Annotated in this window: 19 protein-coding genes; 7 read left to right on the forward strand and 12 right to left on the reverse strand. The window is 68.2% G+C overall.

Annotated features, from left to right (window positions below):
• The first annotated feature begins 90 nt into the window (after nucleotides 1–90).
• Nucleotides 91–2,880, forward strand: coding sequence for an AfsR/SARP family transcriptional regulator (locus tag ABT294_RS07445; RefSeq protein WP_350804228.1), 2,790 nt, complete (start codon nucleotides 91–93; stop codon nucleotides 2,878–2,880).
• A gap of 1,378 nt (nucleotides 2,881–4,258) precedes the next feature.
• On the opposite strand, the gene ABT294_RS07450 is transcribed toward ABT294_RS07445, so the two are convergent.
• On the reverse strand, nucleotides 4,259–5,278 hold the full coding sequence (locus tag ABT294_RS07450) for an IS110 family RNA-guided transposase (protein WP_350804584.1): 1,020 nt from the start codon (nucleotides 5,276–5,278) through the stop codon (nucleotides 4,259–4,261).
• A gap of 300 nt (nucleotides 5,279–5,578) precedes the next feature.
• On the opposite strand from ABT294_RS07450, the gene ABT294_RS07455 reads away from it, so the two are divergent.
• Nucleotides 5,579–6,106, forward strand: a complete 528-nt coding sequence (locus ABT294_RS07455; RefSeq protein WP_350804229.1) for a hypothetical protein — start codon at nucleotides 5,579–5,581, stop codon at nucleotides 6,104–6,106.
• Between the two features lie 60 nt (nucleotides 6,107–6,166).
• Here the strand turns inward: ABT294_RS07455 and ABT294_RS07460 are convergent, their stop codons facing one another.
• From ABT294_RS07460 to ABT294_RS07470, 3 genes are all read right to left on the reverse strand, one after another.
• Nucleotides 6,167–7,321 carry a hypothetical protein gene (locus tag ABT294_RS07460; RefSeq protein WP_350804230.1) on the reverse strand — a complete coding sequence of 385 codons (1,155 nt, stop codon included), beginning with the start codon at nucleotides 7,319–7,321 and terminating at the stop codon, nucleotides 6,167–6,169.
• A 777-nt stretch (nucleotides 7,322–8,098) separates the two neighbouring features.
• Nucleotides 8,099–8,419 (reverse strand): GYD domain-containing protein, encoded by a 321-nt coding sequence (locus ABT294_RS07465; RefSeq protein WP_350804231.1) that lies wholly within the window; start codon nucleotides 8,417–8,419, stop codon nucleotides 8,099–8,101.
• Nucleotides 8,420–9,208: 789 nt separating this feature from the next.
• Nucleotides 9,209–10,198 carry a helix-turn-helix transcriptional regulator gene (locus ABT294_RS07470; protein ID WP_350804232.1) on the reverse strand — a complete coding sequence of 330 codons (990 nt, stop codon included), beginning with the start codon at nucleotides 10,196–10,198 and terminating at the stop codon, nucleotides 9,209–9,211.
• Between the two features lie 120 nt (nucleotides 10,199–10,318).
• Here ABT294_RS07470 and ABT294_RS07475 point away from each other — a divergent pair, with 120 nt between their 5' ends.
• Both ABT294_RS07475 and ABT294_RS07480 read left to right on the forward strand, forming a co-directional pair.
• Nucleotides 10,319–11,449 carry a WD40/YVTN/BNR-like repeat-containing protein gene (locus ABT294_RS07475; RefSeq protein ID WP_350804234.1) on the forward strand — a complete coding sequence of 377 codons (1,131 nt, stop codon included), beginning with the start codon at nucleotides 10,319–10,321 and terminating at the stop codon, nucleotides 11,447–11,449.
• 851 nt (nucleotides 11,450–12,300) lie between these two features.
• Nucleotides 12,301–12,561: a Tn3 family transposase gene (locus ABT294_RS07480; protein ID WP_350804235.1), complete on the forward strand. Its 261-nt coding sequence runs from the start codon at nucleotides 12,301–12,303 to the stop codon at nucleotides 12,559–12,561.
• A 56-nt stretch (nucleotides 12,562–12,617) separates the two neighbouring features.
• On the opposite strand, the gene ABT294_RS07485 is transcribed toward ABT294_RS07480, so the two are convergent.
• Both ABT294_RS07485 and ABT294_RS07490 read right to left on the reverse strand, forming a co-directional pair.
• Nucleotides 12,618–13,670 (reverse strand): winged helix DNA-binding domain-containing protein, encoded by a 1,053-nt coding sequence (locus tag ABT294_RS07485; RefSeq protein WP_350804238.1) that lies wholly within the window; start codon nucleotides 13,668–13,670, stop codon nucleotides 12,618–12,620.
• On the reverse strand, nucleotides 13,667–14,653 hold the full coding sequence (locus tag ABT294_RS07490) for a zinc-binding dehydrogenase (protein ID WP_350804240.1): 987 nt from the start codon (nucleotides 14,651–14,653) through the stop codon (nucleotides 13,667–13,669). The genes ABT294_RS07485 and ABT294_RS07490 overlap by 4 nt, the downstream gene beginning before the upstream one ends.
• Nucleotides 14,654–14,714: 61 nt before the next feature.
• Here ABT294_RS07490 and ABT294_RS07495 point away from each other — a divergent pair, with 61 nt between their 5' ends.
• The 3 genes from ABT294_RS07495 to ABT294_RS07505 all read left to right on the forward strand — a co-directional run bounded on the left by ABT294_RS07495 (nucleotide 14,715) and on the right by ABT294_RS07505 (nucleotide 16,624).
• Complete coding sequence (locus ABT294_RS07495; RefSeq protein ID WP_350804243.1) at nucleotides 14,715–15,698, forward strand: helix-turn-helix transcriptional regulator; 984 nt, start codon at nucleotides 14,715–14,717, stop codon at nucleotides 15,696–15,698.
• A 157-nt stretch (nucleotides 15,699–15,855) separates the two neighbouring features.
• Complete coding sequence (locus tag ABT294_RS07500) at nucleotides 15,856–16,443, forward strand: zinc finger domain-containing protein (protein ID WP_502911977.1); 588 nt, start codon at nucleotides 15,856–15,858, stop codon at nucleotides 16,441–16,443.
• Nucleotides 16,444–16,456: 13 nt separating this feature from the next.
• A complete protein-coding gene (locus ABT294_RS07505; RefSeq protein WP_350804244.1) occupies nucleotides 16,457–16,624 on the forward strand; it encodes a hypothetical protein in 168 nt (55 codons plus the stop codon).
• 175 nt (nucleotides 16,625–16,799) lie between these two features.
• Here ABT294_RS07505 and ABT294_RS07510 read toward each other — a convergent pair whose 3' ends face one another.
• Genes ABT294_RS07510 through ABT294_RS07535 form a run of 6 tightly spaced genes read right to left on the reverse strand, consistent with a single transcriptional unit; the run spans nucleotide 16,800 to nucleotide 25,482 of the window.
• The gene (locus ABT294_RS07510) at nucleotides 16,800–20,426 is read right to left on the reverse strand and encodes a carbohydrate-binding protein (protein WP_350804245.1); all 3,627 of its coding nucleotides are present in this window, start codon (nucleotides 20,424–20,426) and stop codon (nucleotides 16,800–16,802) included.
• Nucleotides 20,426–21,391: a Gfo/Idh/MocA family protein gene (locus tag ABT294_RS07515; protein ID WP_350804247.1), complete on the reverse strand. Its 966-nt coding sequence runs from the start codon at nucleotides 21,389–21,391 to the stop codon at nucleotides 20,426–20,428. Before ABT294_RS07515 ends, ABT294_RS07510 begins: the two co-directional genes overlap by 1 nt.
• The gene (locus tag ABT294_RS07520; RefSeq protein ID WP_502911979.1) at nucleotides 21,388–22,383 is read right to left on the reverse strand and encodes a Gfo/Idh/MocA family protein; all 996 of its coding nucleotides are present in this window, start codon (nucleotides 22,381–22,383) and stop codon (nucleotides 21,388–21,390) included. Before ABT294_RS07520 ends, ABT294_RS07515 begins: the two co-directional genes overlap by 4 nt.
• Nucleotides 22,380–23,231, reverse strand: coding sequence for a carbohydrate ABC transporter permease (locus tag ABT294_RS07525; RefSeq protein WP_350804250.1), 852 nt, complete (start codon nucleotides 23,229–23,231; stop codon nucleotides 22,380–22,382). The genes ABT294_RS07520 and ABT294_RS07525 overlap by 4 nt, the downstream gene beginning before the upstream one ends.
• On the reverse strand, nucleotides 23,228–24,196 hold the full coding sequence (locus ABT294_RS07530) for a carbohydrate ABC transporter permease (RefSeq protein WP_350804252.1): 969 nt from the start codon (nucleotides 24,194–24,196) through the stop codon (nucleotides 23,228–23,230). Before ABT294_RS07530 ends, ABT294_RS07525 begins: the two co-directional genes overlap by 4 nt.
• Entirely contained in the window at nucleotides 24,193–25,482 is a 1,290-nt protein-coding gene (locus ABT294_RS07535) for a sugar ABC transporter substrate-binding protein (RefSeq protein WP_350804253.1), read from the reverse strand. Before ABT294_RS07535 ends, ABT294_RS07530 begins: the two co-directional genes overlap by 4 nt.
• Between the last annotated feature and the right edge of the window lie 38 nt (nucleotides 25,483–25,520).

The raw sequence follows: 25,520 nt of genomic DNA on the forward strand, positions 1-25,520 counted from the left end.
CGCGCCGTACGACCAGCATCACGGGGGCGATAGATACATCCGCGATGCATCGACGATGCGATGATCCGCCGCGGCTATAGACTCCTGCGCATGCTCGGCGGGAATGTGCGCTTTGCGATCCTGGGGGCGGTGGAGGTGTCGGCCGAGGGCCGCGAGCTTCCCCCTCTCGCCCCACGTCACCGCGCCTTCCTGGGATACCTGCTGCTACATTCCGGCACGGTACTGAGCGTCGAGCGGCTGATCGAAGCGATGTGGGGGCCGACGCCGCCGGACACCGCCCGAGCACAGGTGCACGCCGCGCTGACCGCGATGCGGCGCACGCTGCGCGCGGCCGACGCGGCCCACCTGGTGCAGACCCGGCCGGCCGGATACCTGATCACTCCGGCGGCGGGGCAGCTCGACCTGCAGGAGTTCGCCACGCTCGTGGCCGAAGCGCAGTCCGAGCCGACCCCGGCCGTACAGACGCTGCGCCAAGCGCTCGCCCTGTGGCGCGGGCCCGCCTTCGCCGGCGTCCAGGCCCATTTCGCCGAGAGCGCCAGGGCGCGGCTGGAGGATCGGCGGCTGGCCGCAGTCGAACGACTGGTGGAGCTCGAACTCGCCACCGGAAGGCACGCCGAGCTTATTGATCAGCTGGCCGCCGAGCTGACCGCGCATCCCTTGCGTGAACGGCTGGCCGGGCAGCTGATGCTGGCCCTGCATCGCGCCGGGCGCCAGGCGGACGCGCTGGCCGTCGGTCGTGACTACCGCCGCAGACTGGCCGATGAGCAGGGACTGGACCCGGGCCACGGCTTCCTGGCCATCGAGGAGACTGTCCTGCGCGGCGAGCCGCCCGCGGCCGCCCTGATCCGGCCCGCGCAGGCCGAGCCGCCCGCCGCCGCCACGGCCAGGCCGGTGGCGGCCTTTCTGCCCTACGACGTCGCCGACTTCGCCGGCCGCTCCGTCCAGGTGGAGGAGCTGTGCGGGCCCGCCTCCCAGACGGTGACGATCTCCGTGATCGACGGCATGGCCGGCATCGGCAAGACGGCTCTGGCCGTCCATGCCGCGCACCGCCTCGCCCAACGGTACCCCGATGGTCAGCTCTTCATCGACCTGCACGCCCACACGGCGGGCCAGCGGCCGCTTGAGCCCGCCGAAGCGCTGGAGATGCTGCTGCGGCAGCTCGGTGTGGCAACCGAGCGCATCCCCGCGTCCATCACCGAAAGGGCTGCGCTGTGGCGAGCCGAGCTGGCCGGCCGCCGGGTGCTGCTGGTGCTGGACAACGCCGCCGACGCCGCCCGGGTCCGGCCCCTGCTGCCGGGCACTTCGAACAGCCTGGTGCTCATCACCAGCCGCCAGCGGCTCACCGACCTGGACGGCGCGCGGGCCGTGTCCATGGACGTGCTGCCCCTACCCGACGCCTTCGCGCTCTTCACCGGCATCGTGGGCGAGCGCGCGGCGGCCGAGTCCGAGGCGGTCGCGGAGGTCCTGCTACTGTGCGGGTTCCTGCCGCTGGCCGTACGCATCGCCGCCACCCGCCTGCGGCACCGCCCCCGCTGGAGCGTGGCCCATCTGGCCGAACGCCTGCGTGACGAGCGCCGCAGGCTCACCGAGCTGGCCAGGTCGGAACGCGGCGTGGCGGCGGCGTTCACCTTGTCGTACCGCCAGCTCACCGCCGACCAGCAGCAGTTGTTCCGCCTGCTCGGGCTGCATCCCGGCCGCGACATCGAACCCCACGCGGCCGCCGCACTCGCCGATCTCCCCGTGGAGCGCACCGAGGACCTGCTGGAGGACCTGCTGGACGCGCACATGCTCCAGCAGCGCGCCTTCGGCCGCTACGTCTTCCACGACCTGCTCCGTCAGTACGCCGCGCAGCTCGCGGCCGAGCAAGAGCCGCCACAGGCCGGGGAGGCGGCGATGACCCGGCTGCTCGGCCACCAGTTGACCACGGCGTCGGACGCCATGAACCTGCTCTATCCCGACAGCGCCCACCGGCGGCCGCGCATCGAGCGATCCGCGTCCTCGCCGGTGCCTGTCCACGACGCGCCGCGGGCGCTGGCCTGGCTGGAGGCCGAACGCGCCAACCTCGTCCTGGCCGCCGATCGCAACCTGACGCACACCGGCCTGCTGGCCACCACGCTGTACCGCTATCTCTACGACCACGCCCACCACGACGATGCTCTCGCCCTGTACGGCAAGGCACTGCGCGCCGCCCGATGCCGCGAGGATCTGGCCGGTGAAGGGCGGGCGCTGACCGATCTCGGCTGGGTCCATCAGGTGCAGGGAAGCCATGACGTCGCCCGTGAGCACTTCGACCGGGCGCTGGCCGCCTGCCGTACGGCTGAAGACCTACGAGGTCAGGCCCGCGCGCTGGTCGGCTTGGGCAGAGTGGGCACGGACGAAGGCGACCACGAGCGGGCCAAGGAGGCGAACCTGCGCGCCCTGGAGTTGTTCCGCGACATCGGCGACCGGTTCGGCGAGGCCGTGACGCTGGACTACCTCGGCATCGTCCACGAGCGGCTCGGCCAGTACGCGCAGGCGGCCGACCTGCACCGCCAGGCCTTGGAGCTGTCCCGAGAGATCGGCAGCCGAGGCGGCGAGGCCGACGCCCTGGACAACCTCGGGGTGGCCTGCACCCGGCTGGGCCGGCACGCCGAGGCCCGCGACCACCACGAGCAGGCGCTGGAGCTGTACCGGCACTTCGGCTACCGGCGAGGCGAGGCCAAGGCCCTCAACAGCCTGGCCGAGATCGCAGCGACCATGGGCGACCCCGGCCAAGCCGTACGCCTGCACACCACCGCTCTCGATCTGGCCGTGGAGCTGAGCAACCGGAGCGAGGAACGGCGTGCCCGCGAAGCCATCGCCCGGCTCCTGCCCACGCCGGAGACGTGCGTTCCGTTCTGAAGGCCTGCGCCGCGACGCAATGGCAGCTAAATACAAGCAGGACGGTCACGTCCACGGACGTGGTGTATGTATGGATCTTCGCGTGATCCTGTTTCTGCAGGTTAAGCGGTAAGCATCTGTGGCAGCGGGTTCTGGGCTGGAGGAGGCCGCTCCCAGTAGCAACGGAGCAGAATCCAACGAACCAACCTCTCCCGGGGCATATTCGGATTTGAGGGACTTCTGACGATCTTTGCTACAACGGTTCGTACTGGTGTCGGTGCGGTCGTGGAGGTTGTGGGCGTTGGCGGTTCAGTTCTTCTCCGATGAGCAGATGGAGCGGCTGCGGTCGTATCCGGACATCGGCAGGGACGAGTTGATCAGGTTCTTCAGGTTGACGCGGAAGGATCTACCCGCATGCAGGGCCGCCGCTGGCCGACCGGTGGGACGAGGACCTGATCACCGAGTGCTATCCGGACCTACTGCGCATGGCCGGATCGCTCAAAGTTCGGGGAGGCGACCGCCTTCCTGATCGTCGGGAAATGGTCGGCGGCTTCCCGGCAGAACACCCTGGCGGCGTTGAAGGGGTGGGGGCGAATGCGGCGGACCATCCACGCCGCCCGTTACCTGTCCGACCCGGTCTATGGTCCGGCCGGTCAGGGTTCTGCCGCGGACGGGGAACCGCTGGCCGTCGGATGAGCTCCTGGTAGGGACCATCCTCGCGTGCGCGGGGAGCACATGTCCTTCGGAGTCACCGCGCGCTGAACGGGGGGACCACGTCACCGCCAAGGTAGCCACGAGGTCTCCGGTATTCGGGTTTGTCTTGGTCGACCAACCATCTACCGGAGACCTGCGGCCCCGGTTCGCTGTGGTACTTGCGAAGAGAGAAGCAGAGGCCGGCTCGGAGGTCTGCAAGTTCCCGGCGGAGCGCATCGCGTTCGCTGATCAACTCTTCTATGTCGTCCAGGGTGAAGAGCGTCTTGGAGTGGCCGTTCATGGTCCAGCCGTGATCACAACGGGGGTCGTGTCTGGAAGCCCTTCGAGGTAGTCGCGAAGTGCGCGCACGGTCAGCATGGCTGCAGGATGGCATGGGGTTGCGCACTTGCGCATGCCGGGCCTGCCTGACGCTCCTATGTGCAAGGGGTTGGCTGGGTGGATATCTCGTCGTGGCTCTGGTCGTCTTGGAGCCGTCGTCATGTGTCCTGCTTGTCGGACGACGAAGCTGCGTGGGCAGCGCCTGCCGTACGCAGCGGTGAGGTCCGGCCATCCTTTCCCGGTTCGCCAGTGTTGGTCCTGGTAGTGGCGGTTACTCAGGGCTCGTAGTGCCTCCAGCACGTCGTTGCGTCGCTCTGGCCACTGCACCCGCTGTTTGCCTGGATGTGCTTCCTCCACGGGTGCCAAGCTACTGGGGGCCTGTCGATGTCCCGTTTTTGTGGGCGTGGTGGTCGGCGATGAGGGCCCGGTAGGTCACATCTGACAGGTGCCGTTTCAGGACGCGGAAGCTGCCTTTGGCAGTGTCTCGGGTGGTTTCCTGGCGTCGCTTCAGCAGGGCTCGGGCGCCTTCGTGGCAGCGGGCCTGGGTGATGGCGATGCGGTGCAAGGTGGTGTTGAGCTGCCGGTTGCCGCCACGGTTGAGTCGGTGACGGGCGTCGTTGCCGCTCCAGACGGGGATCGGGGCGGTGCCGTTGTGCCGGGCGAACGCAGCCGAGCTGCGAAAGCGGGTGATGTCGCCGACCTCTCCCAGGAGTTCGGCCGCGGTCACCACGTTCACGCCGACGATCGCCATCAGGCGGGGAAGGCGGGCCTGAACCAGCGGCTTGAGCTCCTTTTCGATCGTGTCGATCTCGATGCTGAGCGAGTCGATCGGGGCGATCTGTGCCAGCGCGACGCGGCGGGCAGCGGTGGCCGGCAGTGCTTGGAGCTGCACGGAGAGCTTGCGCCGGGTGGTGACCTGCTTGAGTTTGGTCACCGCGGCCGCCATGTCCGGATTCTGGTCGTGAACCAGCCACAACACGCGGTTGATCAGCCTGGTGCGCTCGGCAACGAGTGCCTCACGGTGATCGACGAGCAGCCGGATCGGCCTGGTGTGCTCATCCAGCCGCACGGTCGGCAGGTCGGGCTCGCGCAGGGCCAGACGGGCGATGGCCATGGCGTCGATCGGGTCGGACTTGCCACGCTCGCGGCCACTACGACGCTCGGCTGCGGTGCGGTTGGGCGGCACGGGGACCACCGTCTCGCCGGCGGCCAGCAGGTCGGTGCCGGACGTCTTCCACCGCCCACACACGCTCTTCGGGCGCGAGTTACGGGCCCAGACCAGCAGCTGGACGTGCCCGTGGTCACGGGCCTGCACGGTGCGTTCACCCTTCTTGCGGCCGATTTCATCGACGGAATGCCGTCCGGCCCGGGCAATGTCGAGGACCAGGTCGCCGTGGACAGGTCAGGCACAAGCCATGCACGTTCCGACAGATCATCCCTGAGTCACCAAGCGTCCTGAACCCGCACCAACGGGCCCTACAAGAGTGACACTGAGATCATCCCGTCTGCCGTCGACCCGCCCGAAGGCTCGGCTTTGCCCGGGTCCATGGCGGGCGGGGGAGCAGGCCCTTACCTCAGCCACCTATGGACCTCAGCGGCTTCGTGATGCTGCTCCCGGAGCCGGAGGCCCCTCGGGAGCCTGGGTTATTGCCTCGATCGGTGGGGTGTCCGCTGGGAGACTGGCGGTATGGCCAGTTCGTTGTCGCTGGTGCGCCGGGTACGGCCCTATGAGAAGGGCCAGCGGGGGACGTACCGCTCGGAGTGTCGTTTCCTGGACTTCGTGATCGATGGTAGGTCGCTGCTGGATCTGGTGGCTGAGCGCGATCCCGGAAACGCGGATATGGCGTCGGTCTTGTGGTTGGTCACGGCTCTTGATGGCGGTGATGACGTACGTCGTCTGCTGGGGCAGCGTGAGTCGCCGTTGGATGACGGCCGGATGCCGCTGTATGTGTGTCCGGAGTGCGGTGATCTCGGCTGTGGAGCCTTGACCGCGGTCGTGGAGTTCTCCTCCGGTCGCGTGGTCTGGCGGGATCTGGGCTGGCAGACGGATTACGACGATGGGGTCGACTACGAGGATTTCGCAGGCATCCGTCCGTTCGTGTTCGAGAGAGCCCGGTACGAGGCGGTGCTTGCGACGGTGCCTGAACTGCGTGCTCAGGAGAAGTGCGAGGTTCCAGCGGAGAGTCATCGCCGGTGGTGGCGGCGGCGCCGCTGATCTGGTTCTGAAGGAATTTTGATGCCTTTGGAATACACCCTTCCGAAGAGCTCGCAACCTTCAGGAACTGACGATGACCGACAAAGATGGATGATCAGGCGGCAATCCCACGAGAGCAAGGGAAACATCCAATTCCCGTGACGCTCTCGGAGGCACTGACTCCCAGAGGCTACTGTTATCGAGAAGAACTCGGAGGAAAATTCGCTGCTCATTGTTGAGCGAGTCGCCTGACGAGAATGCCTCCGGAAAGGCCCTCTCCAGGAGAACTTCCAGATCCTTGTACGTTGTGGGATGGAGCGGCGTGGCTGCCACGACGACGGCGGTGGGCAAGAGGTCGGCGAAGTTCGCTACCCGGCCGACAGCCTGGTGGAGTAGATGGTTCGGCCAACCTATGGTTGCGGGCAGCGCCCGCGAATCCGAATACCACACTGCGGCCCGCTCGGGGTCGGTCACCGCGTCCCACACAGCCGACGAGCTGTCAGGATCGTGCGCGAGGCTGGAGGAGAACGCCGCGACGAGCTGAATGCCGGGATGCCGATCGAACAGGAATGACCTGCTCACACCGCCGAAACAGTCGAGTGTCTCCAGTGCCTCGACGCGCTCGTGAAAAGTAGCGGCGTCGCGAGCGCGATCCTCGACGACGGCGACGATCTCGGCGCGCCGGCTCGAAACCGTGGGAACCAAGCACAGCGCAGCCGCTGCAGAGGTCGCCGCAGCACGCGTACGTGGATCGTCGTCGGACAAGCATCGCAGGACTGGGTCCACCAGGGCGGGAGCGATGCTCCTGCACCCCATGACGGCGTCGTACGCCCAGGCCGGCGTTTCGATGTCACACGGTTCATCCGGGTCCCGCTGCCGAGGATTGTGGTAGATCGACCAGAGTTCACTCTCACTTCGGTCCGGCTCGGTGCCCTCGGCCACTGTTGCGAGAAAGTCGAGCAGGTGTGCCCGAACCGGCTGTGGCTCCCGCCAGCTGTATGAGATCGGACGATCGAACCCCGGTTCCTGAAGCAGCCCGGCGACTACGATCGCGACTGGGGCCGTGGCGGGATAGACAGAGCCCTGGTGAGTGACCGCTGTGTGAAGGTGGACGATCGCGTCCTCCCACGCCGCGTCATCATCCCGCACAAGCCGCCGGAGATGGTCGGGAGTATCGGTGGCCTCGCCATAGGCGTGAACCAAACGAGACCAGTCGTACGTTTCGAGGGCGTCCACCCCAAAGAGCATGGGTCATTCTCCCGCACCGATCGTCTGCGGATGGCACGCAGCTGAGCATCGCCTCGTTCTCGCTGCTGCGCCTGGCTGTGTTCGGGACACCCCTGGCCGACCTCTGGTCGTGGTGGAGGTGTTACTTCCGGCCGATCGTCACGCGCCTACCCAGTCGCGTGAGAAGCCGTCACCGGCGCGCTTCTGGCCGCCGCAAGCCGATCCACGTGTAGCGTCAGGCAGTTTGCGGATTGCCATGAAAGAAGGATTCGATCTGCTCCGCCACAGAGAAGTCCGCGGCGCAGGCCGGGCACGTCGTGCGCCCGAACAAGTAGGTCAGTGTTCATGCCAGGCATTGGGAGCCAACTCCGGATCCCCGACCTCTTCGAAGAGTTGCGGGAGGTCGGTCGCGGCACCGTAGGCGTGCTCAAGGCGTGACCAATCCGTCGACATGCCCACGATCATCCCAACGGCGCCTGCGGAGTGAAATGGCACGGGACAGCCCGTAGGAAAAGGCTGCAACAGCACCGGCACGAACCCGATTGCAAGAAGCGTTCTCATCGATGCTGCAAGCGACCGTGCCCGAAGGAATGCGTGAGGCATGCGGGCAAGCGCCCGAAGCGTACGGGCGGCGGCTCCGTGCCCGTCGACGGGCACGGAGGGCCGTGAAACCGCAGGGGACGACTGGCAGGAGACTGGCCTGGTCTTCACCACTGCGAGCGGCCGGGCAGTCGAACCGTCGGCAAGGACCGGGCTGCTGGTGTCCGCTCCGCAATCACCCAGCTCTCACGCGCCAGGAGCCCGGTATGCCACCTCCATCCGTGCGGCATCGTCGATCTCCTCTGGCGTCAGCAGGACAGCCGTCTTCGTTCGTACCGCCCCAGACGCCGATATTGTGAGACCCACAGCGGCCGAAGCCGCATTGCTCGGCAGGTCGACGAGCACATACGTGTCTGTCTCGCCGAACGCGAAATACATCTGCTCGACCCGGCCGCCGACGCTTTCCGCCATGCGCTCCACCGCTTGCCGGCGTCCGGTGCCGCCATCTTGCAACACTCCTTTGAGGCCATCTGCGGTGTAGGTCGCCTGAATCAGATACTTGGGCATGGTCGAGTCCCTCTTCCCGTGCCGCCACCCTGCGCTGAGGCGGCCATTGCGGTCACGGGGTCGAAGTTCTCGGCTTTGGGTGACGGTAACCCCACCCGCTGTACTGGTTTTCCCCTGTCGCAGTCTTACGCTGCGAAGCCTGCAGCGGTTTTACAGCGCGTGACCGCTCCTATCGGCTTCATGTTTCTGACCTGCGGTGCCGACTTGTCATGCCGTCACAAACAGCAAGATCATTACACATATATTGCACGGTTCCCCGGATGCCCCCTGAGCAGCTGTGTCCTGTGGCTCGACGCTCTGAGGCAGTCTTCCCGACGGACAAGCTGAGCGCGCTTCGCCTTGGCAGGTGTCTCGTAGCCGAAGTTGAAGCGGGCCAGCCAGAGTATCGAGCATGGATCGAGATCCGGCCACTGCGAACTGACGCCGACGATGCCGCCCAACAACAAGGCTGGACACGTAACCACGAGAGGCGCAGCTTCCGGCTGACACACTGCGAATACGTCGTCGAGTGCCTCGACGGCTGGGACTATGACATTGGAAGCAACGAGATCAAGCGCACAGTCGCCACCGACGAAGCTGACCTCCTGGCCCTACTCCAAGATTGGGGCATAGCGGGGAGCACTGATCGCCTCCGGCGATCTAAGGGCCGTTGTGGGGACCATCCCCGCGTGCGCGGGGAGCACAACGCGACGATGGCGGTGCCGCGCCCGGCTCCGGCCCTCACCCGAACGGCTCTCTCTCCGCCACGGAGCACGGCGCACGCCGGGCGGCCCGGTCACGCCACGGCGGTCAGGAATCCGCGTCCCACCAGCCGCGGCGCGCCGCGAGCAGGCCGGCCTGGAAGCGGGTGCGGGCGCCGAGCCGGTCCATCAGCTCGCTGACCCTCCGGTGCACGGTGCGCAGGCTCACCCCCAGCTGGCGCGCGACCGCCTCGTCCTTGAGCCCGGCCGCGAGCAGCGCGAACAGCTCGGGATCCGGCATGTCCGCCGGGCGGGAGGGCGCGTCGAAGATCGGCAGCGGCAGCGCCGACCGCCACAGGACCTCGAACAGGGTGACCAGCGCGTCGAGCAGCGACGAAGAGTGCACGATGACCGCGCTGTCCGAGTGGGCGGACGCGTCGGCGTTCAGCGGCAGGATGGCGGTCCTCCGGTCGGCGATGGCCAGCTTCATGGGCACCTCGGGGCTGACCCTGGCCTGCTCTCCGGCCGCTGCCGACTCCTGGGCGAGGCGCAGCTTGCCGGGGATCTCCAGGGCCGACGCGTCGTAGATGCCGCGCACCAGGAGGCCGTGCGCGAGACGCTCCATCTCGGGGGCGTTCTGCTGGGAGGGGTCCTGCGCGTACGGTGGCCGGTCGAGCACCAGGAGCTCCTCGGTCGCGGTCTGCTGCAACTGCGTGAACCGCTGCACCACGGCCGCCTGCCCCTGCACGACCTCGACCAGTTCCTCGGGGGCCAGGTTCTCCGTTCGCGGCGTCTCGGCCAGCAGCGCGAGCGCGGCCAGCCTGGCCTGGGCCAGCCCCTCCTCGCGGCGGGAGATGAGGGCGGCCACCGCCACGTCGGGCCTGGTCGGCACGTACCGGACCGGGCGCCCCGCCATGCGGCTGACCAGGCCGAGCGACTCGAGCCGCGAGCACGCCCGGCGCAGGGCCACCGTGGTGCGGCCGGTGTGCGCGGCCAGCTCGGGCAGCGTGGCGCGCGGCCGGCGCAGCAGGTCGCGGTAGATCTGCTCGTCCTCGGCATCCACCCCGACCGCCGCGAGCGCGTTGTCGTCCGCGTTCATGATCGATCAGTGTGTCAGATACCTGCAATGGCGTAAATCAGCCACCATCAAGATCTAGCCTGAGCATCGAACTCACCGATAGGAACGGACTCGTAAGACATACCTGTCGGGGAGGCAGTGTTGAAGAAGGCATTCACCATCGGACTCGCGACCGCGCTGACGGTCCTGTCGGCCGCCACGCCCGCCATAGCGAGGGACCAACCCTCCGGCGACGGCTTCGACGGCTTCGGTTGGAGCCGGCCGACCTGCCAGACGGTCGCCGGCGATGGTTCTGTGACGTACGCGTGGAACGACGGCAAGCAGATCGCGCCCACCACCAAGCCGGCGCGGCCGATCGTCTACACCACGGGTCTCGTCGCGCTCGACAGTCCGAACCAGTTGCTGGCCATGTCCAACAAGCAGCTGTTGGCCTCGAACGACGCGGGCTGCACCTGGACCGTGACCGGCGAGGTGAGCGGCTCGCACATCGAACTGGTCGCGGCCCGGGGCGGCCGGGCCTACGCCTGGGACCGCGACGGCAACCTCGCGCTCGCCACGCCCGAGGGCATCACGCCGCTCACCGCGCCGGCCGGCGACCTGATCGGGCTCGGCGTGGACCGGGGCAACGGCGACCGCCTGCGGACGTCCGACCTCGAAGGCCAGCTGTACGAGTCACAGGACGCCGGGCGCACGTGGCAGCCCGTCGGGGTGCCGGCCTGGTCACCGAGCAACACCCGCATGTCCTACACCGCGGTGTTCGACCCGCACGACCTGGACCACGTGGTGCTGGGCGCCTCGGACACCGGTGCCCGCGTCACCTTCGACGGCGGCCGCACCTGGGCCTCGGCCGAAGGGATGACCAAGCCCGGCGACCGGGTCAACGTGTTCAGCGCCGCGATCTCCCCGGCCGCCGGGAACGTCGTCTGGGCGATGGGGCTCAACCTGGCGGAGCTGGATGCCGGCCTGCCGTCCGGCGGCCGGCACATCTACCGCTCGGACGACGGAGGCAGGAACTTCACCCCCGTCGTGGACCAGGACCGGGCGGTCACGATTCCCAACGGGCCGCTGCTCGCCCCGCACCCGCAGGACGCGGACGTCCTCTACTTCGACTTCGGGACCGGATGGTCGTCGATCGGCACCGACATCTACAAGTACGAATCCCGTAAGAACCGCGTCACCATCAACCACAACTCCTACGACCGGGTCACCTCCATCGCCTTCAACCCCGCGCAGCCGAATGTGATGTACCTGGGGGTGGCCGAAGAGGTGTAGCACTCGCACCCGCTCAGACGCCAGGAGGCGATCCCGCGGCCCGCGGGATCGCTTCTGGCGCGAGCTCTCGTGAAGTGCACGGCCGTGACAAGGATGTCGGCCTTCCCGTCGAGTTAAGGCGGAGGCACGCGGCTACGAACTGGCGGTGTCCCGTCGCGGCGCCGGGTCTAGCAAGACCGGCAGGGAGTTTCCCGTGTAGCAAGGGCCAGAAGACTCGTTCAGGGCCAGGCTGGTCCCCCGCCCTTCCTTGACGGAAACGCCAGCCCCTTTCAGAAGACGGGCACAAGCCTCTACCTTGGCCGGCCTCGTGGGGAGCACTCCCCATCTCGATCGCCAGGAAGGTGTTGCCCGGGACCATCCCTGCGCGGGGATGGTCCCCGCCGCAAGGGCACCGTGCAGGACCAGGACGGGTGCTCCCCGCGCACACGGGATAGTCCCACCGGCCACGCGGCCGCCCTGGTGCGCCGCTAGTGCTCCCTGCGCCGTCCTCCCGGGCATTACCGGGCCCAGGTGCTCCCGGCGCACGCAGGTGAGGATGATCCACGCTCCCTCCTGTGAAGGTGTTGCCCCTCCATGCAACGAGGCTTTTTCATCCTGGGTCTATTCGAGGCAGTTGCTGGTCCTCAGCTGAGGCGCATCTTCGACTCGAGTCGTGCGTCGGCTTCCGATGTCGCCGACCGGCTGCCCGGGATCTTCGAGGACCGTGACTCGTCGGTCCGGAAGACGACGCGCTTCAGGAGATGTCCCGCTCAATGCGGCAGAACGGCACTCGTGGCCGTCGGGCTCGTGCAGCCTCACAGCCGGGATCTCAGCACGTCGACCTCGCAGCCTGGCGAGGACGGGTCGAAGCCGTGCTCGACACCCTGCTGACCAACGCGGTCATGACCTGGACCAGCGACTATCTGGGGCTGGCGGTGGCCGCGCTGCGGGCCGAGGGCCGCTACGTCAACGACGAGGCGCCGGCCCACATCAGCCCGGCCCGCTGCGAAACCGTCAACTTCTTCGGCGCCATCAGCGTCGAGATCGACACCGAACTGGCCAAGCTGGATGCCACCGGCTACCGGCCCTTGCGCTCTCTTACCAGTGCGCAAGGCGAGGGCGGCCATCCCTGACGGCGCTTTGTGAAGCAGCGCGCCAAGGAGCTCTGCTCGGGTGAACTGATCATCGTTCAGCGGCGCGACAGGAACGGCAGCAGCTGGCTGATCTCATGGTCGACCGCCTGCTGTTCGTCTGCCGAAAGGGTTCGAAACGGCCTCAGCCGTACCTCGCCTGCGGTGAAAGACCAGGTGCCGCGGACGTAGCCGTCGATGAGCACGGTGGGCAGGACTCTGGCCTGGCCGGGGGCGACATGCTTGCGGTCGGCGTCAGCGATGATGCGGCTGCGGTCGGCGTAGCCCAGGAGGGCGTTGTCGTAGGCGGGCAGCAGCCGCACCGGGGCGGGGGTGTCAGGGTCGGGGAGCAGGGCGTCGGGCAGGTCGAGCAGGCGCTGGCCGTCGGGGCCGGTGTAGTGGCGCAGGTCGGCGCCCATCTCCGAGATGATCTGGTCCAGCCGGGTCAACCCGCACCACGCCTGGACGTCCGCCACGGTGGCGGGGCCGAAGGCGGCCAGGTAGCGGCGAATCAAGTCGCGGAGGGCGGCGGGGTGAAGGGCGTCGATAGGAGCGGCGCTGACGGCGACCGATGAGCGGGTGCCCCAGCCGCCCCAGGACGCGGTGGCCGGATCGTGGATGAGCGGGGTGCGCAGCTCGATCTCACCGGCCAGGATTCGGCTGTCGCGGCCCGGGTGGAGGGTCGCGAGGTGCCTGGCGAGATCCCTTCTTGGCAGCGGGCCGGTCTGCAGCAGGGCGCGTCCCTCGGCCACCAGCGTTTCGGGGTCGAGTCCGGAGTTGTTGCGGCGGAAGTGCGCCGAGTCGGCGGTGCGGTTCAGGACGGGCTGCAGCACCGGCCGCAGCCGACGGAAGTCGTCGGCTGCGGCGAGGTGCATCGTGCTGCGCAGGAAGCCGGAACGCACCACCTGCCCCTCGGCGAGCAGGGTGGTGAGGTCAGCGTGGGTGAAGTGGCGGATCCGAGTCCACAGGCCGACGTAGGGCCAGTTCGGCTCCTGCGCCTGCATGGCGACCAGGTGGCCGATCACCTCCAGGGCCGCCAGGTCGGCCCGCTCCAGCAGGAACTGCCGCTGGAGCAGGGCCCGGTTGAGCGCTCGGCGGGACAGGGTGGTCATGCCAGCCGTACCGAGACGTTGCCTCGGTATTCGCCCCGCAGCATGTCCAGGAATGCGCCGGGCACGCCGTCGATGCCGGTCTCGACCACGGTCCGCGGGTAGACGAAGCGGCCCTGGTCGAGCGCTGTGCGGAAGTGGTGGTGCCAGGCGGCGATCTGGTCGGGGGTGTGGTAGCAGGAGAACGGCAGCAGCTCGACCCCCCTGGCCTGGGCGGCGTCGCGATCGGGCTCGGGGAAGCGGTCGGAGGCGGCGCCGAGCTGGGTGGACAGCGATCCGCACAGGGCGAACCTGGCGCCCGGTGCGGCGACCTCGAGCGCGGCGTCATACAGCGCACCGCCCACGGTGTCGAAGAAGACTGTGATGCCCTCCGGGGCCAATTCCTTAAGCGCGGCGACCGGGTCGTGGTGGTAGTCGAAGGCGGCGTCGAAACCGAGCTCGTCCACGAGGTAGTCGGCCTTGGCCTGGCTACCCGCACTGCCGATCACTTTCTTGGCGCCCAGGTTGCGGGCGATCTGCCCGGCCAGCGAGCCGACACCGCCGGCCGCGCCGGAGACGAACACAATGTCGCCCTCGCCGACCTTGGCCACGTCCGCGACGCCGTAGTAGGCGGTCGGGCCCTGGCCCAGGTAGTAGCTCGGGTCGGGATAGGCGTCCGGGTCCAACTTGACATAGGAGGCCGCCGGTCCCGCCGAGTGCGTGCTCCAGCCGCTCATCGACTGGACCAGGTCGCCCTCCTGCAGGTCAGGGCTGGCCGAGCTCAGTACGGTGCCAATCGCCATGACGCCCACCCGCTGGCCGGGCTGCCAGGCCGGGATCGGAAGGTGGCAGTCGGCGCGCATGAGTTCGAGGTAGGTGGCGGCCAGCCCCAGGTAGTCGGTGCGCACCACGACCTCGCCCTCGATCTCCGTCTGGGCAACGGTGAAGTGCTCGGGGCCGGGGACGGCGGCGATCTGGGCGGTCAACTGAACCTCGCGAGTCATCATGGTGGTCACCCTATTGGGGCTTCCGGCCAGTTTTTGACCGGAAGGACCGAATAATGGTGATATGGCCAACACGAGTTCCCGCACGCTCACGCTGCTGTCGTTGCTGCAGACGCACCGCCACTGGCCAGGCGCAGATCTGGCCGATCGTCTCGGCGTGTCAGAACGCACGCTGCGCCGGGATGTCGATCGCTTGCGTGAGCTGGGGTATCCGGTACACGCCTCCCGGGGCACCGACGGCGGCTACCAACTGGAGCCCGGGGCCGTGCTGCCGCCGTTGCTGCTCGACGACGAAGAAGGGGTTGCGCTGGCGGTCGGCATGGGAGACTCGGCGCAGAGCGGAATCGCGGGGCTGGAAGAGGCGGCGGTACGCGCGTTGACCAAGGTGGTGCAGGTCCTGCCGCCCCGTCTGCGGGCCAGGGTGAACGCGCTGCGCGCGATGACGGTCTCGGCGGCGTCCACCGGGCCGGTCATCCCGGCGGAGGTGCTGACGATGATCGCCCAGTCGTGCCGGGACCAGGAACGGCTGTGCTTCCACTACACCACGCGCGGCGGCGCGCAAACCGAACGCGAAGTGGAACCCCATCGCCTCGTCGCGCTCGGGGGCCGCTGGTATCTGGTGGCCTACGACCTGACCAGACACGACTGGCGCAGCTTCCGCCTCGACCGGCTGGCACAGCCACGCAACACCGGCGCCCCTTTCCTGCCACGGCCGCTTCCCGGCGGGGACGCCGCCGCGTTCGTACGCACCGCGGCCCAGGTTTCGACCGCTCACACAGTCGTCGTGCTGGTTCACGCACCCGCAGAACACGTGCGCCGGATGGTCGGCCAATGGGGCGAGATCGAACCGGTCGCCCATCATCGATGCCGGCTCACGATGATCTCCACCAGCCTGGACTGGCCCACGCAGGCGCTGGGCAACGTCGGCGCCGAATTCGAGGTGCTCGAATCGCCGGAATTCGTCGATCACCTGAGAAATTGGGGCACACGGTTCCTTAACGCCGTCGACAGATCGGCCGCTCTCACCGAAGGCCCGGCCGAAACCTGAGAACGAACAATCCCCGGGGCAGGGAGATCAGAGACACCCCAGGAAAGCGCGTGCCGGGGCGGGCCATCGAGCAGGCGGCGTGCCTGATCCCGCAGAGGCAAGGTCGAAGAACCCGCCCACGCACGCTGGACCGCTGCCGAACGGCTGGAGATCGATCGTGTCCTCATGGTCGGGCTCGGAGCGAGGCTGCTTCGGCACGCGCGCCTGCCCGATGACCTCCTGCGCCGCCCCGGCCGGCTCGCCCTGCCGGACTGGCAAGGGCAAGGTCGCCGTCCAGTACCACACCGCCCGCTTCCGGCTCGTGCCCTCCCTCGCCAAGAAACTCACCGTGGCGACCCCGCCCGTCCGCAAACCCGGCACGCTGTGGATCGAACTGCCCCGCCCCGCTGCGGCCGGCACCGAACCGGCGGGGCACGTGCGCATCGGATACGCCCGCGCGTCCACTGTCCGTCAGTCCCTGGACACCCAACTCGACGCGCTCAAGGCCGCCGGCGTCACCCGCGTCTTCTCCGAGAAGATCTCCACCCGCGCAACCATCCGCCCCGAACTCGACAAGGCCGTCACCCTGGCCCGCGAGCTCCGCTCCGCGGGCGTCGCGGTCACGCTCGTGGTGCACGGTGGTGTTCGCCGTGCTGGCCGCGCTGTCGGGGATGGAACGCGAGTACATCCGCGACCGCACCCTGGAAGGCCACGAATCCGCTCGCAGCCGCGGCAAGACCATAGGCGGCGCCGCCGTCACCGATGACGCGATGCTGTCCATGGCCCTGCACCTGCGCGAGCAGAACTTCAGCCTGCGCGACATCGCCGCCAGCCTCGTCATCACCAAAGGCAAGAAGAAGGGCCGGCATCCCTCCCCGGCCACTGTCCTGCGCATGCTCCACGACCACGACGAAGCCACCGCGACAGCGGCGGCCTCCACGAGTTGATCAGGAGCTCTTGGGAGCTTGGTGAGCTGTTACGGGGCCGTCATTTCTGCTGGTCGGGCAAATGTGTTGGATGTTCGGCGGATACTACGGCGACCCCTACTCGGGAAAGCATCACCGGCACGGAGTGAACGTGCAGGTCCTGGCTGATCCGGCCGGTTCGTTCAAGCGGGCGCGGTCAGCCTTTGGTCTGCACCGTGGCTGACAATTCGATCGGGAGCGTCGTGCCGTCGGCGGCCAGCGGGCGGACGGTGAAGGTGTAGCTCGTTCGGCCACGGAGCCCGGTGACCCGAGCCGTCGTCCCCGTCACCCGCATGACCTCGGTGTCGCCGTTGAAGACCGCGTAACCGGTGGCGGTCGGCACGGACGGCCAGGTCAGGGTCACCGACTTGGCGTTGAGGTTGCCGACGCCGAGTTCGGCGCCGTTCCAGGTGTTGGGCGTCTCGACCACGAACGCGTCGATGATGACGAACTTGTCCGCACCGTTGACGACCTTGATGGTGTGATCGCCCATCGGCAGCCCGGTGAGCTGGAACACCCGCTGGGCGGCCAGCCGTACCGGGGAGTTGCAGTCGACCGTGGCCTTGAGCTCGCCGTCGACGTAGATGTCGATGGTGCCCATGTCGGAGTAGCGCTCGGACAGCAGGCTGATGCCGGTGCCGGTGAAGGTGAACTCGACGGCCTGCCCGGCGTGCCAGCCGGCGTGGACGTCGTCGTTGTAGTCGCCCACCCCGCGGTCGCGGCTGTAGGTGAAGTCGTTGTCGGGGTAGGCGATGCGCTCGTCGGTGTCGTTGACGTAGGTGAGCACCACCCTCGGGTCGGTGACGGTGATCTTGTGCTCGCCGGAGAATCCGTCGTAGATCGCGGTGATCGTGGCGGTGCCCCAGGTGCGGGCGGTGACGAGACCATCCGCGTCCACGGTGGCGATCGACGGGTCGGAGCTCTTGAAGGTGACGCCCTTGGTCACCGGGGTGCGGGTGCCGTCCGCGCCGACCGTCGCGACGGACAGCTGGCCGGGCTCGCCGACCTTGAGCGCGCCGGCGCCCGTGACGTCGAGTGCCTTGATCGCGGCGGTGGAGGCGGTGAGGGTGAACTTGTCGAGCTTCAGCCCGCTGCCCTCGCTCACGATCCGGAGGGTGTGCAGGCCGGCGGGGATCTTGACCCAGGTGGTCACGTTCGCGTCGTCGGACTTGGGGACGAAGACGGTGTTACGGTCACCGTCCACCTCGAACCTGAACGTGGTGTCCTCGGCGGCCGAGCCCTTGAAGGTCACCTTGTACATGCCGGTGTTCGGGACGAACACGTTCTCGTAGCGCAGGTAGTCGTTCGGGTCGATGCCGCCGACGATGCCATCCTTGGTGACGATGCCGGTGTCGGGGCCCTTCCAGTTCCACTCCTGGTCGGTGTTCCACTGCATGGTCCAGTGCTCGGCCTCGAGGGTCTGCTCGGACGTGCCCTGCAGGTCGAGCCGCATCCAGTTCCACACGATGCTGGTGCTCGCCTCGATCCAGACGACCTTGACCGAGTGCTTGCCTGCGGTCAGCGGGAGGACGAAGTCCTCGGTCCGCGGGCTGAGCATGCCGCTGGTGGGGCGCAGGCTAAGCAGTCCCGTGGCGTCGGTGCCGTCGACCTCGACGCGGAACTTCAGCGGCTTGTCGTTGACGGTCGAATAGCGAAGCTGCAGCAGGTATTTGCCGTCGGCGGGGACGCTGACGTCGTCGAAGCGCGACCAGTCGCCGGTGTCGATGTAGGCGACACCGGGGGTGCCGTCGTCGCTGTCGGTGAGGTCGGTGTTCTGGGTGCCCTGCTGCTCAGTCGCCGACTCGGCCTGGAGAGTGATCGACTCGGGCCGTTCCAGGGTGAACCTCATCCAGTTGAGGAAGAACCAGCGCCCGTCAGGCCGGGTGAGCTTGATCGTGTGACGGCCCTCGGTGAGCGGGATCTGCCGTTCGAAGGTCCTGTAGGTGTTATAGCCGCCGGAGTCCGGCACCTTGATGGTGGTGACTTCCTTGCCGTCAACCTCGAACTTCAGGTGGTTGGCCTCCTCGGAGGAGGCCCGGAATTCGACCCGGTAGGTGCCGGTGGCGGGCACGTCGACGTTGTCGTACTCGGCGGACTCGCCGGCCGCGTCCATGTAGAGCGCGCCGAGGCCGCCCTCGGGCGGGGTCTCGACGCCGTAGGCGCCGCTGGCCGCGGTGTAGTCCTCGTTCTGGATGGTGAACTGTGTCAGCGGGGTCGTCGGCTGCCCGGCCTGTGCGGCTCCCGCCGCGACCTGGACGGTGCCGATCGGGTAGACCTTGTCCTTGCCGCCCGGCATTGCCAGCTCGACGCGCGGCTTGCCGTCCTCGCCGAGCATGGCGACGGCCACGTCGTAGGAGCCCGCGGGCAGGTCGGCCGGGAGGGTGAAGGCTGAGTTGATCTGGCGGACGTCGCCCTTGAAGAGCTTGGTCTGGTCGAGGGTGGCGTCGGTGCCGCGCCACACGACGTTGCCGGTGGACTTGTCGGTGAAGCGCACCTCGACCGGGTAGCGCCGGGGGCTGAAGCCGACCGCGTTGTTGGTCCAGGTGTGCGAGATGCGGAACTCGCCACCGGGCTTAACCTCGGTGTCGAAGGTCGCGGTGGGCATGAGGAAGCGGTAGCCGGTGTAACGCGCCAGCGTCTCGAACCACTCGCCGTAGGCGTCCTTCATCGGCTGCCAGTTCTCGAAGCCGGTGTTGTTGATGCCCTGCAGGTTGGAGTGGTACCCCTCAAGCGAGTTCTTCACGAACAGCCGGGGGTTGTTCAGCATGATCGTGGGGTTGTCCCAGTTGGAACCCTCGGACACCTGGATCATGTCGCGGCGGAGTCTGCGGTTGACGTACGGGGCCTGCGCGGTGTCGCCGTAGTTGTGCCAGACGAAACCGGCGTTGACCGTGTCGGACCGGATGCCCCAGTTCTTGAACGTGGCCGCCTTGTCGTAGCCGTACACGCTGAACCGCTTGGCCTGGGTGTCCGCGTCGGGATCGTTCTTGTTCACCTCCGCACCGGCGTTCTGCATCATGACCATCGACTTGTCGAACGCGTCGTCGTAGATCTTGAGGATCGCCTGGAGCGTCGAGACGCGGGTGGCGTTGTCCGGCCACGGGAAGTTCATCGCGTCGTTCCAGCCCGACCACTCGCCGAACAGGGAGAAGGCGCGCAGGTCCACCCACGCCACGCCCGGGTTGGCGTCGTAGCGGTCAGCGAAGGCGTCCACGGCGCGCTTGAGTCGGTCCAGGTAGATCGGGTTGTAGTAGATCGGCTGCTTGGAGAAGTAGTTGTTGTACGGCGCCATCCGGAAGGGCACCCCGGCCTTATCGAACAGCCAGGCCGGCGGGTACTCGTACGGGAAGACGCCCGGGTCGTTCTTGTAGTCGGGCGCCTCCGACATGAGCAGCTGGAACTCGACCGTCTTGCCCTGCTCGTTGACGCGCTTCATGAACGCGTCGAGGCGGTCCCAGACGAAGACGCCGTCGTCGGGCTCGAAGTCGGCCCAGGCGATCTGGAGCCGCACCACGTCGGCGTCGGCGGGGATCTTCCTGGTGCCTTCGATGAAGTCGGTGATGCCCGGGTCGTTGGTGAAGGTGTAGCCGGGCGTGCCCGGCGTCCTGTGCGTGTTCACGTCGAACGCGGTGCCGGTGTACGGGTTGCCGTGCAGGATCTCGTGGGTGTCGGAGAAGGACACCGTCGTACGGCCGGCAGTCGGTTCAGCGGCGGAGGCGGCGTTCGCGGGCAGCACCAGTAAGGCGGCGGTTGTCGCGGCGGCGCCGAGGACATGGCGGATCATCAGATCTCCAGGGGGATGGGGGCGGCGTCGAGCAGGGAGCGGTAGGCGGCCTCGACGAGGGCGACGGTGCGGTGGCCCGCCCTGGCGTCGGGCTGGCGGGCCTCGCCGTCGCGGACGGCGTCGAGGAAGGCGCGGATGAGCAGGTCGTCGAGCGGCGCGCCGTACCCGTGCGCGAGCGGGCCGCTGTTCCAGCCGGTGAGGACCCCGGAGAAGGGCGCGATGTCGACCACGCCCTCGGTGCCGATCACGGTGAGGGTGACCAGGTCACCGGTGTTGGGACGGCCGGGCGGGCGCGACCAGGAGCAGTCGATGGAGGCGATGACCCCGTCGCGGTAGCGCAGGGAGACCAGCCCGGCGGTCTCGACGGCCGTGCCCGGGTTGGGGATGGAGTTGGCGATCGCGTAGACCTCGATCGGGTCGTCGTCCAGCAGGTCGGCGAGCAGGTCGGCGACGTGCACGACGTGGTCGGTCAGGGCACCGCCGCCGCTGCTTTCCGGATCGGTGAACCAGTCCCGGTTGGTGGGGACGCCGCCGCAGTTGGTGGCCGCGATCGACACGATCTGGCCGAGGTCGCCCCGCCGTACCGCGGCCCGGAGGTCGGCGTAGGCCGGCGCGAAGCGGACCGGGAAGGCGGTCATGAGGACGGTGCCCGCGGTGCGGGCGGCCTCCAGCATCGCGGTGGTGTCGGCGAGCGAGGTGGCGAGCGGCTTCTCGCAGAGCACGTGCACGCCCTCGGCGGCGGCGCGCAGCGCGAACTCCCGGTGACGCGCGTTCTCGGCGCAGATGACCACGCCGTCGGGCCGCCAGGCCCACAACTCGTCCTCGGTCTCGAAGGCGGTGACGCCGTCCGGGACGCCGTCGTAGCCGTCGGCGTAGGCGCCGATCTCCACGTCGCCGCAGCGCATGAGCGCGGCGGCGTACTCGGCGGCGTGCAGGTGGGCGAAGGAGAGCAGGGCGATCTTCATGCGGCTTCCAGGGGCTTGAGGTCGACCGGCCGGCCTTCGGCGGCCGAGCGGGCGACGGCGTCGGCGATGCGCATGGCGGCGAGGCCGTCCAGCGCCGTGACGCGCGGCGGGACACCGGTGGCGACCGAGCGGACGAAGTCTTCGATCTCGGCTCGGTAGGGGCTGGTCAGCGGGGAGAAGTCGGGCAGGATGTCGGGCGCGGGTACGGCGTTGCCCTGGTAGCGGTAGGGGCGGCGCTCGTCGGAGTCTGCGTGCAGCAGCCCGCGCGAACCGGCCACCTCGAACAGCGTCCTGAACTCGATCGGCGCGGTGGTCCAGGTTGCCGTCAGCATGGAGATCGAGCCGTTCGCGTGCGTGAGGAAGGCCTGGGTGCTCTGGCTGCCGCCGACCACGTGGGTGCGGGCGAAGACGCGCTCGACCTCTCCCCCGATCCAGCGCGCCATGTCGATGTCGTGGATCATGAGGTCGAGCAGCACCCCGCCGGAGAGCGCCTCGTCGAGGAACCAGCCGCCGCCCGGGCTCCGGCCCTGGCGGGTGTGCCGCTGTACGGCGACGCTTCCGATGTCGCCGCGGGTGACGGACTGGTGCAGTTCGGCGTACTCGGCGAAGTAGCGCACGACGTGCGCGGGGAAGAGCGGGACCCCGGCGTCGGCGAAGCGGGCGACCAGGTCCTCCGCCTCGGCGAGCGTGCGGGTCAGCGGCTTCTCGCAGATCGTCGGCAGGCCGTGACCGAGCGCGGCGAGCGCCAGTTCGTAGTGGGTGTGTGTCGGCGTGCAGATGTCGACGACGTCCGCCGCCTCGAACAGGGCGTCCAGGCTGGGGACGACCCGGCCGCCCCCGTGGCGCTGGGTCAGGGCCCCGGCGTCGTCGGCGATCGAGTAGACGACGACGTCGTAGCCGAGGTCGAGCCAGGCCGGGAGGTGCGCGTTGGCGATGCCACCGGCGCCGATGAGTCCGACCGTTGCGTGCATGGGAGATCCATCCATTCTCATTTGCCGATGCCCTGCGTCATGCCGTTGACAATGCGGCGGCCGAACCAGAGATAGGTCACGATCATCGGGAGCACCACGATGACGACGCCGGCGAAGAGCCCACCCCAGTTCGAGGTGTATTGCATGTTGGAGTAGAAGTTGAGCAGGGCGACGTTGAGGGTCTGCGCGCTCTGCTCAGGGACGAGCATCAGCACGATCACGGTCTCGTTCCACAGGCTCAGCGCGTTCAGCACCGCCACGGTCGTGATGCCGGGCTTGGCCAGCGGCACCATGATCTGCCAGAAGGTACGGAACGGCGACGCGCCGTCGAGAGCGGCCGCCTCCTCCAGGTCGCCGGGGAGCGAGCGGAAGTAGCCGATGAGCACGAAGATGCTGAACGGCAGGCTGAGCACGACATAGAAGAGCGTGACGGTGATCCGCGTGTCCCAGACGCCGGTGACCCAGTCGATCATGAACCGGGACAGCCCTGCCCCGATGAGGACCATGGGAACGGCGAACGCCTGGAACGGGATGCTCATGCCCACCGCGAAGAAGGTCGCGACAGGACCGCTGGAGCGCCCGCCCAGCCGTGCCACCGCGTAGGCGGCGGGGATGGACAGCGCCATGATGAGCACGACGGACACGAGCGTCAGGACCACCGAGTTGATCGCGGCGGCGCCGAGCCCGGAGTCCGACCACGCGGTCGCGAAGTTCTCCCACATCCAGGTGGCAGGCAGGCCCGCCGGGTTGTCGAAGATCTCCCGCGAGCTCTTCACCGAGTTCAGCAGGACCCAGACCACCATGCCGACGTTGAACAGCACCCAGGCCCAGATCAGGGCCTTGATCAGGGCGAATCCGGCGCGGATCATGCCAGCTCCAGTCGTTCGCGCCGCTGGATCCTGCGCGACAGGACGATCAGGACGGCGGTGATCATCATCATCACGATCCCGACCGCCGCTGCCTCGCCGAGCTGGGCCAGTCCGCCGTCACGGCCGCCGGCGACCCGGAGGTACTGCTCGACGGCGAGGGTTCTGGCCTCGGGGGGCGGGGTGCCCGCCGTACCGACGAAGGCGATGATGATCTCGAAGGTCTTGATGCCGGCGATCGCCCAGAGCGAGGCGGCGATGGCCAGCATGTCCCTGGTCAGCGGGAGCGTGACGTAGCGGAACTGCTGGAGCTCGCTCGCGCCCTCGATCCTGGCCACCTCGTAGTAGCTCGGCGGGATGCCGTCGACCGCGGACATCACCAGCACGACGTAGAAGCCGGCCGCGCTCCAGACCACCCCGGCCATGATCACGTTGAAGATCAGCTCGGGGGCCAGCCAGGGCTGGCGCAACTCGGACAGGCCGAGGACCCCCAGCACGGTGTTGATCATTCCGTCCGGGTTGAAGAGGAAGGAGATGGCGAGGCCGACGGCGATGGGCGAGATCATGAACGGCAGGAAGACGGCCGCCCGGATGAACGCGCTGCCGCGGGCCGTACGCAACACGATCATCGAGGCGCCGGCGATGAGGAACAGCGCTAGGCCCACGATCAGCGTCAGGGTCAGCGTCTGCACGAACGAGGCGCGGAACAGCTCGCTCTCGGCCATCGACACGTAGTTGGAGAAGCCGACCCAGGAGAACTCCGTCCCCAGTCCTGACCACTCGGCGAAGCTGAGCACGACGCCGAACAGCGACGGCAGCACGAAGAAGACCAGGTAGGCGATCAGTGCCGGAAGCAGCATCGGCAGGTACAGCCGGCGGCGCTCGCCCTGGAGCGCGCCGCCGGACACCTTCGCCCGCCTTCCTGCGGACGGAGCCCGCAGGGCGGTGTCGGACACAGTCACGGTCATCCGTTCATGGCGGCGGTCTTCGCCTTGCCCTCGGCCAGGAACTCCTCGGCGCTGAGCTTGCCGGCGATGAACTTGTCGTCGAGGGGGAGGAAGACGTCGACCAGCCACTTGGGCTTCACGGTCGAAACGCCGTCGCCGTCGAGCGTGACCTGCTCCGCGTCGCGGATGGACGCCTGCAGCTGCTGGAGCTCCACCGGGGCGGGCGAGTCGATGCGCGAGGGGATATTGGCCGCGTCGGTGCCGATGCGGTCGATGTACTTCTTCTGCATGGCGAAGGCCAGGAAGTCGGCGACCGCCTTCTGGTTCTTCGACTTGGCGTTCACGCCCCAGCCGAGCGCGCCAACCGTGGCGACCGAGCCCTTGGCAGGGTCGACCGGCGGGAAGGCGATGATGCGGGGCTTGACCGCGGCGGCGCGCAGCGAGGCGGTCTCGCTGCCGAGCCAGGAGCCGTTCAGGATGAAGCTGTGCTTGCCGCCTGCCCAGGCGTTCTGCGCGGCCGGGAACTTGGTGGCCATATAGTCGGGCTCGAAGAGACCGGCCTTCACCAGCGACTCCAGCGCCTTGGCCGCCTGCTTCACCTCGGGGAGGTCCCAGGTGGCCGGGTCGGTGGCGAGCTTCAGCAGGATGCCGGGGCCGGCCGTGGAGAGCAGCATCTGGTGGATCCAGAAGGAGTTGTAGGCGTTGATCGAGCCATCGAGCGCGATCGGCGCGCGGCCGGAGGCCTTCTCCTTCTTAGCGATCTCCAGCAACTCGTCGAACGACTTGGGGGCGAAGTCGGGGTACTTGGCGGAGTCGTACCAGAGGCCGATGGAGAAGACGCTGTGCGGGACGAAGCCGTACCCCTTGTCGTCGCTGATGGCCTTGATCACGCTCTTCGGCAGGACTTCCTCGATGGTCTTGCCCTCGCCCGGGATCTGGGTCTTGAAGATCGGGCCCATGTCGCCGAGCACGCCGGCGGTGCGGAACTCGGCGGTGTGGTCGATGGCGGTGTCGAAGAAGTCGGGACCGGTGCCGGTGGCGACAGCGTTCTTGACCTGCTGCTCCTGGCCCTGCGCGAGCCACTGAACGTCGATCTTGACGCCGGTCTGCTTGGTGTAGTCGGCGATGACGCTCTCGAACAGGTTCGCCTGCGGCGTGCCCTTCGCCCACTTGCCCCAATAGAGGAGGCTCGCGGGCTTGGCATCGGCGGAGGCCGACGGACCGGCGTCCTGGAGCTTCTGGCCGCACGCGCCGAGGGCGAGCACGGCAGAGGCGCACGTGGCGACGGCTATGACGCGATTACGCATGGACGGTCCCTTCTTGCTGGGGGTACGGTGGGCAATAA

Source organism: Nonomuraea sp. NPDC000554 (assembly GCF_040300065.1).
GTDB lineage: Bacteria > Actinomycetota > Actinomycetes > Streptosporangiales > Streptosporangiaceae > Nonomuraea.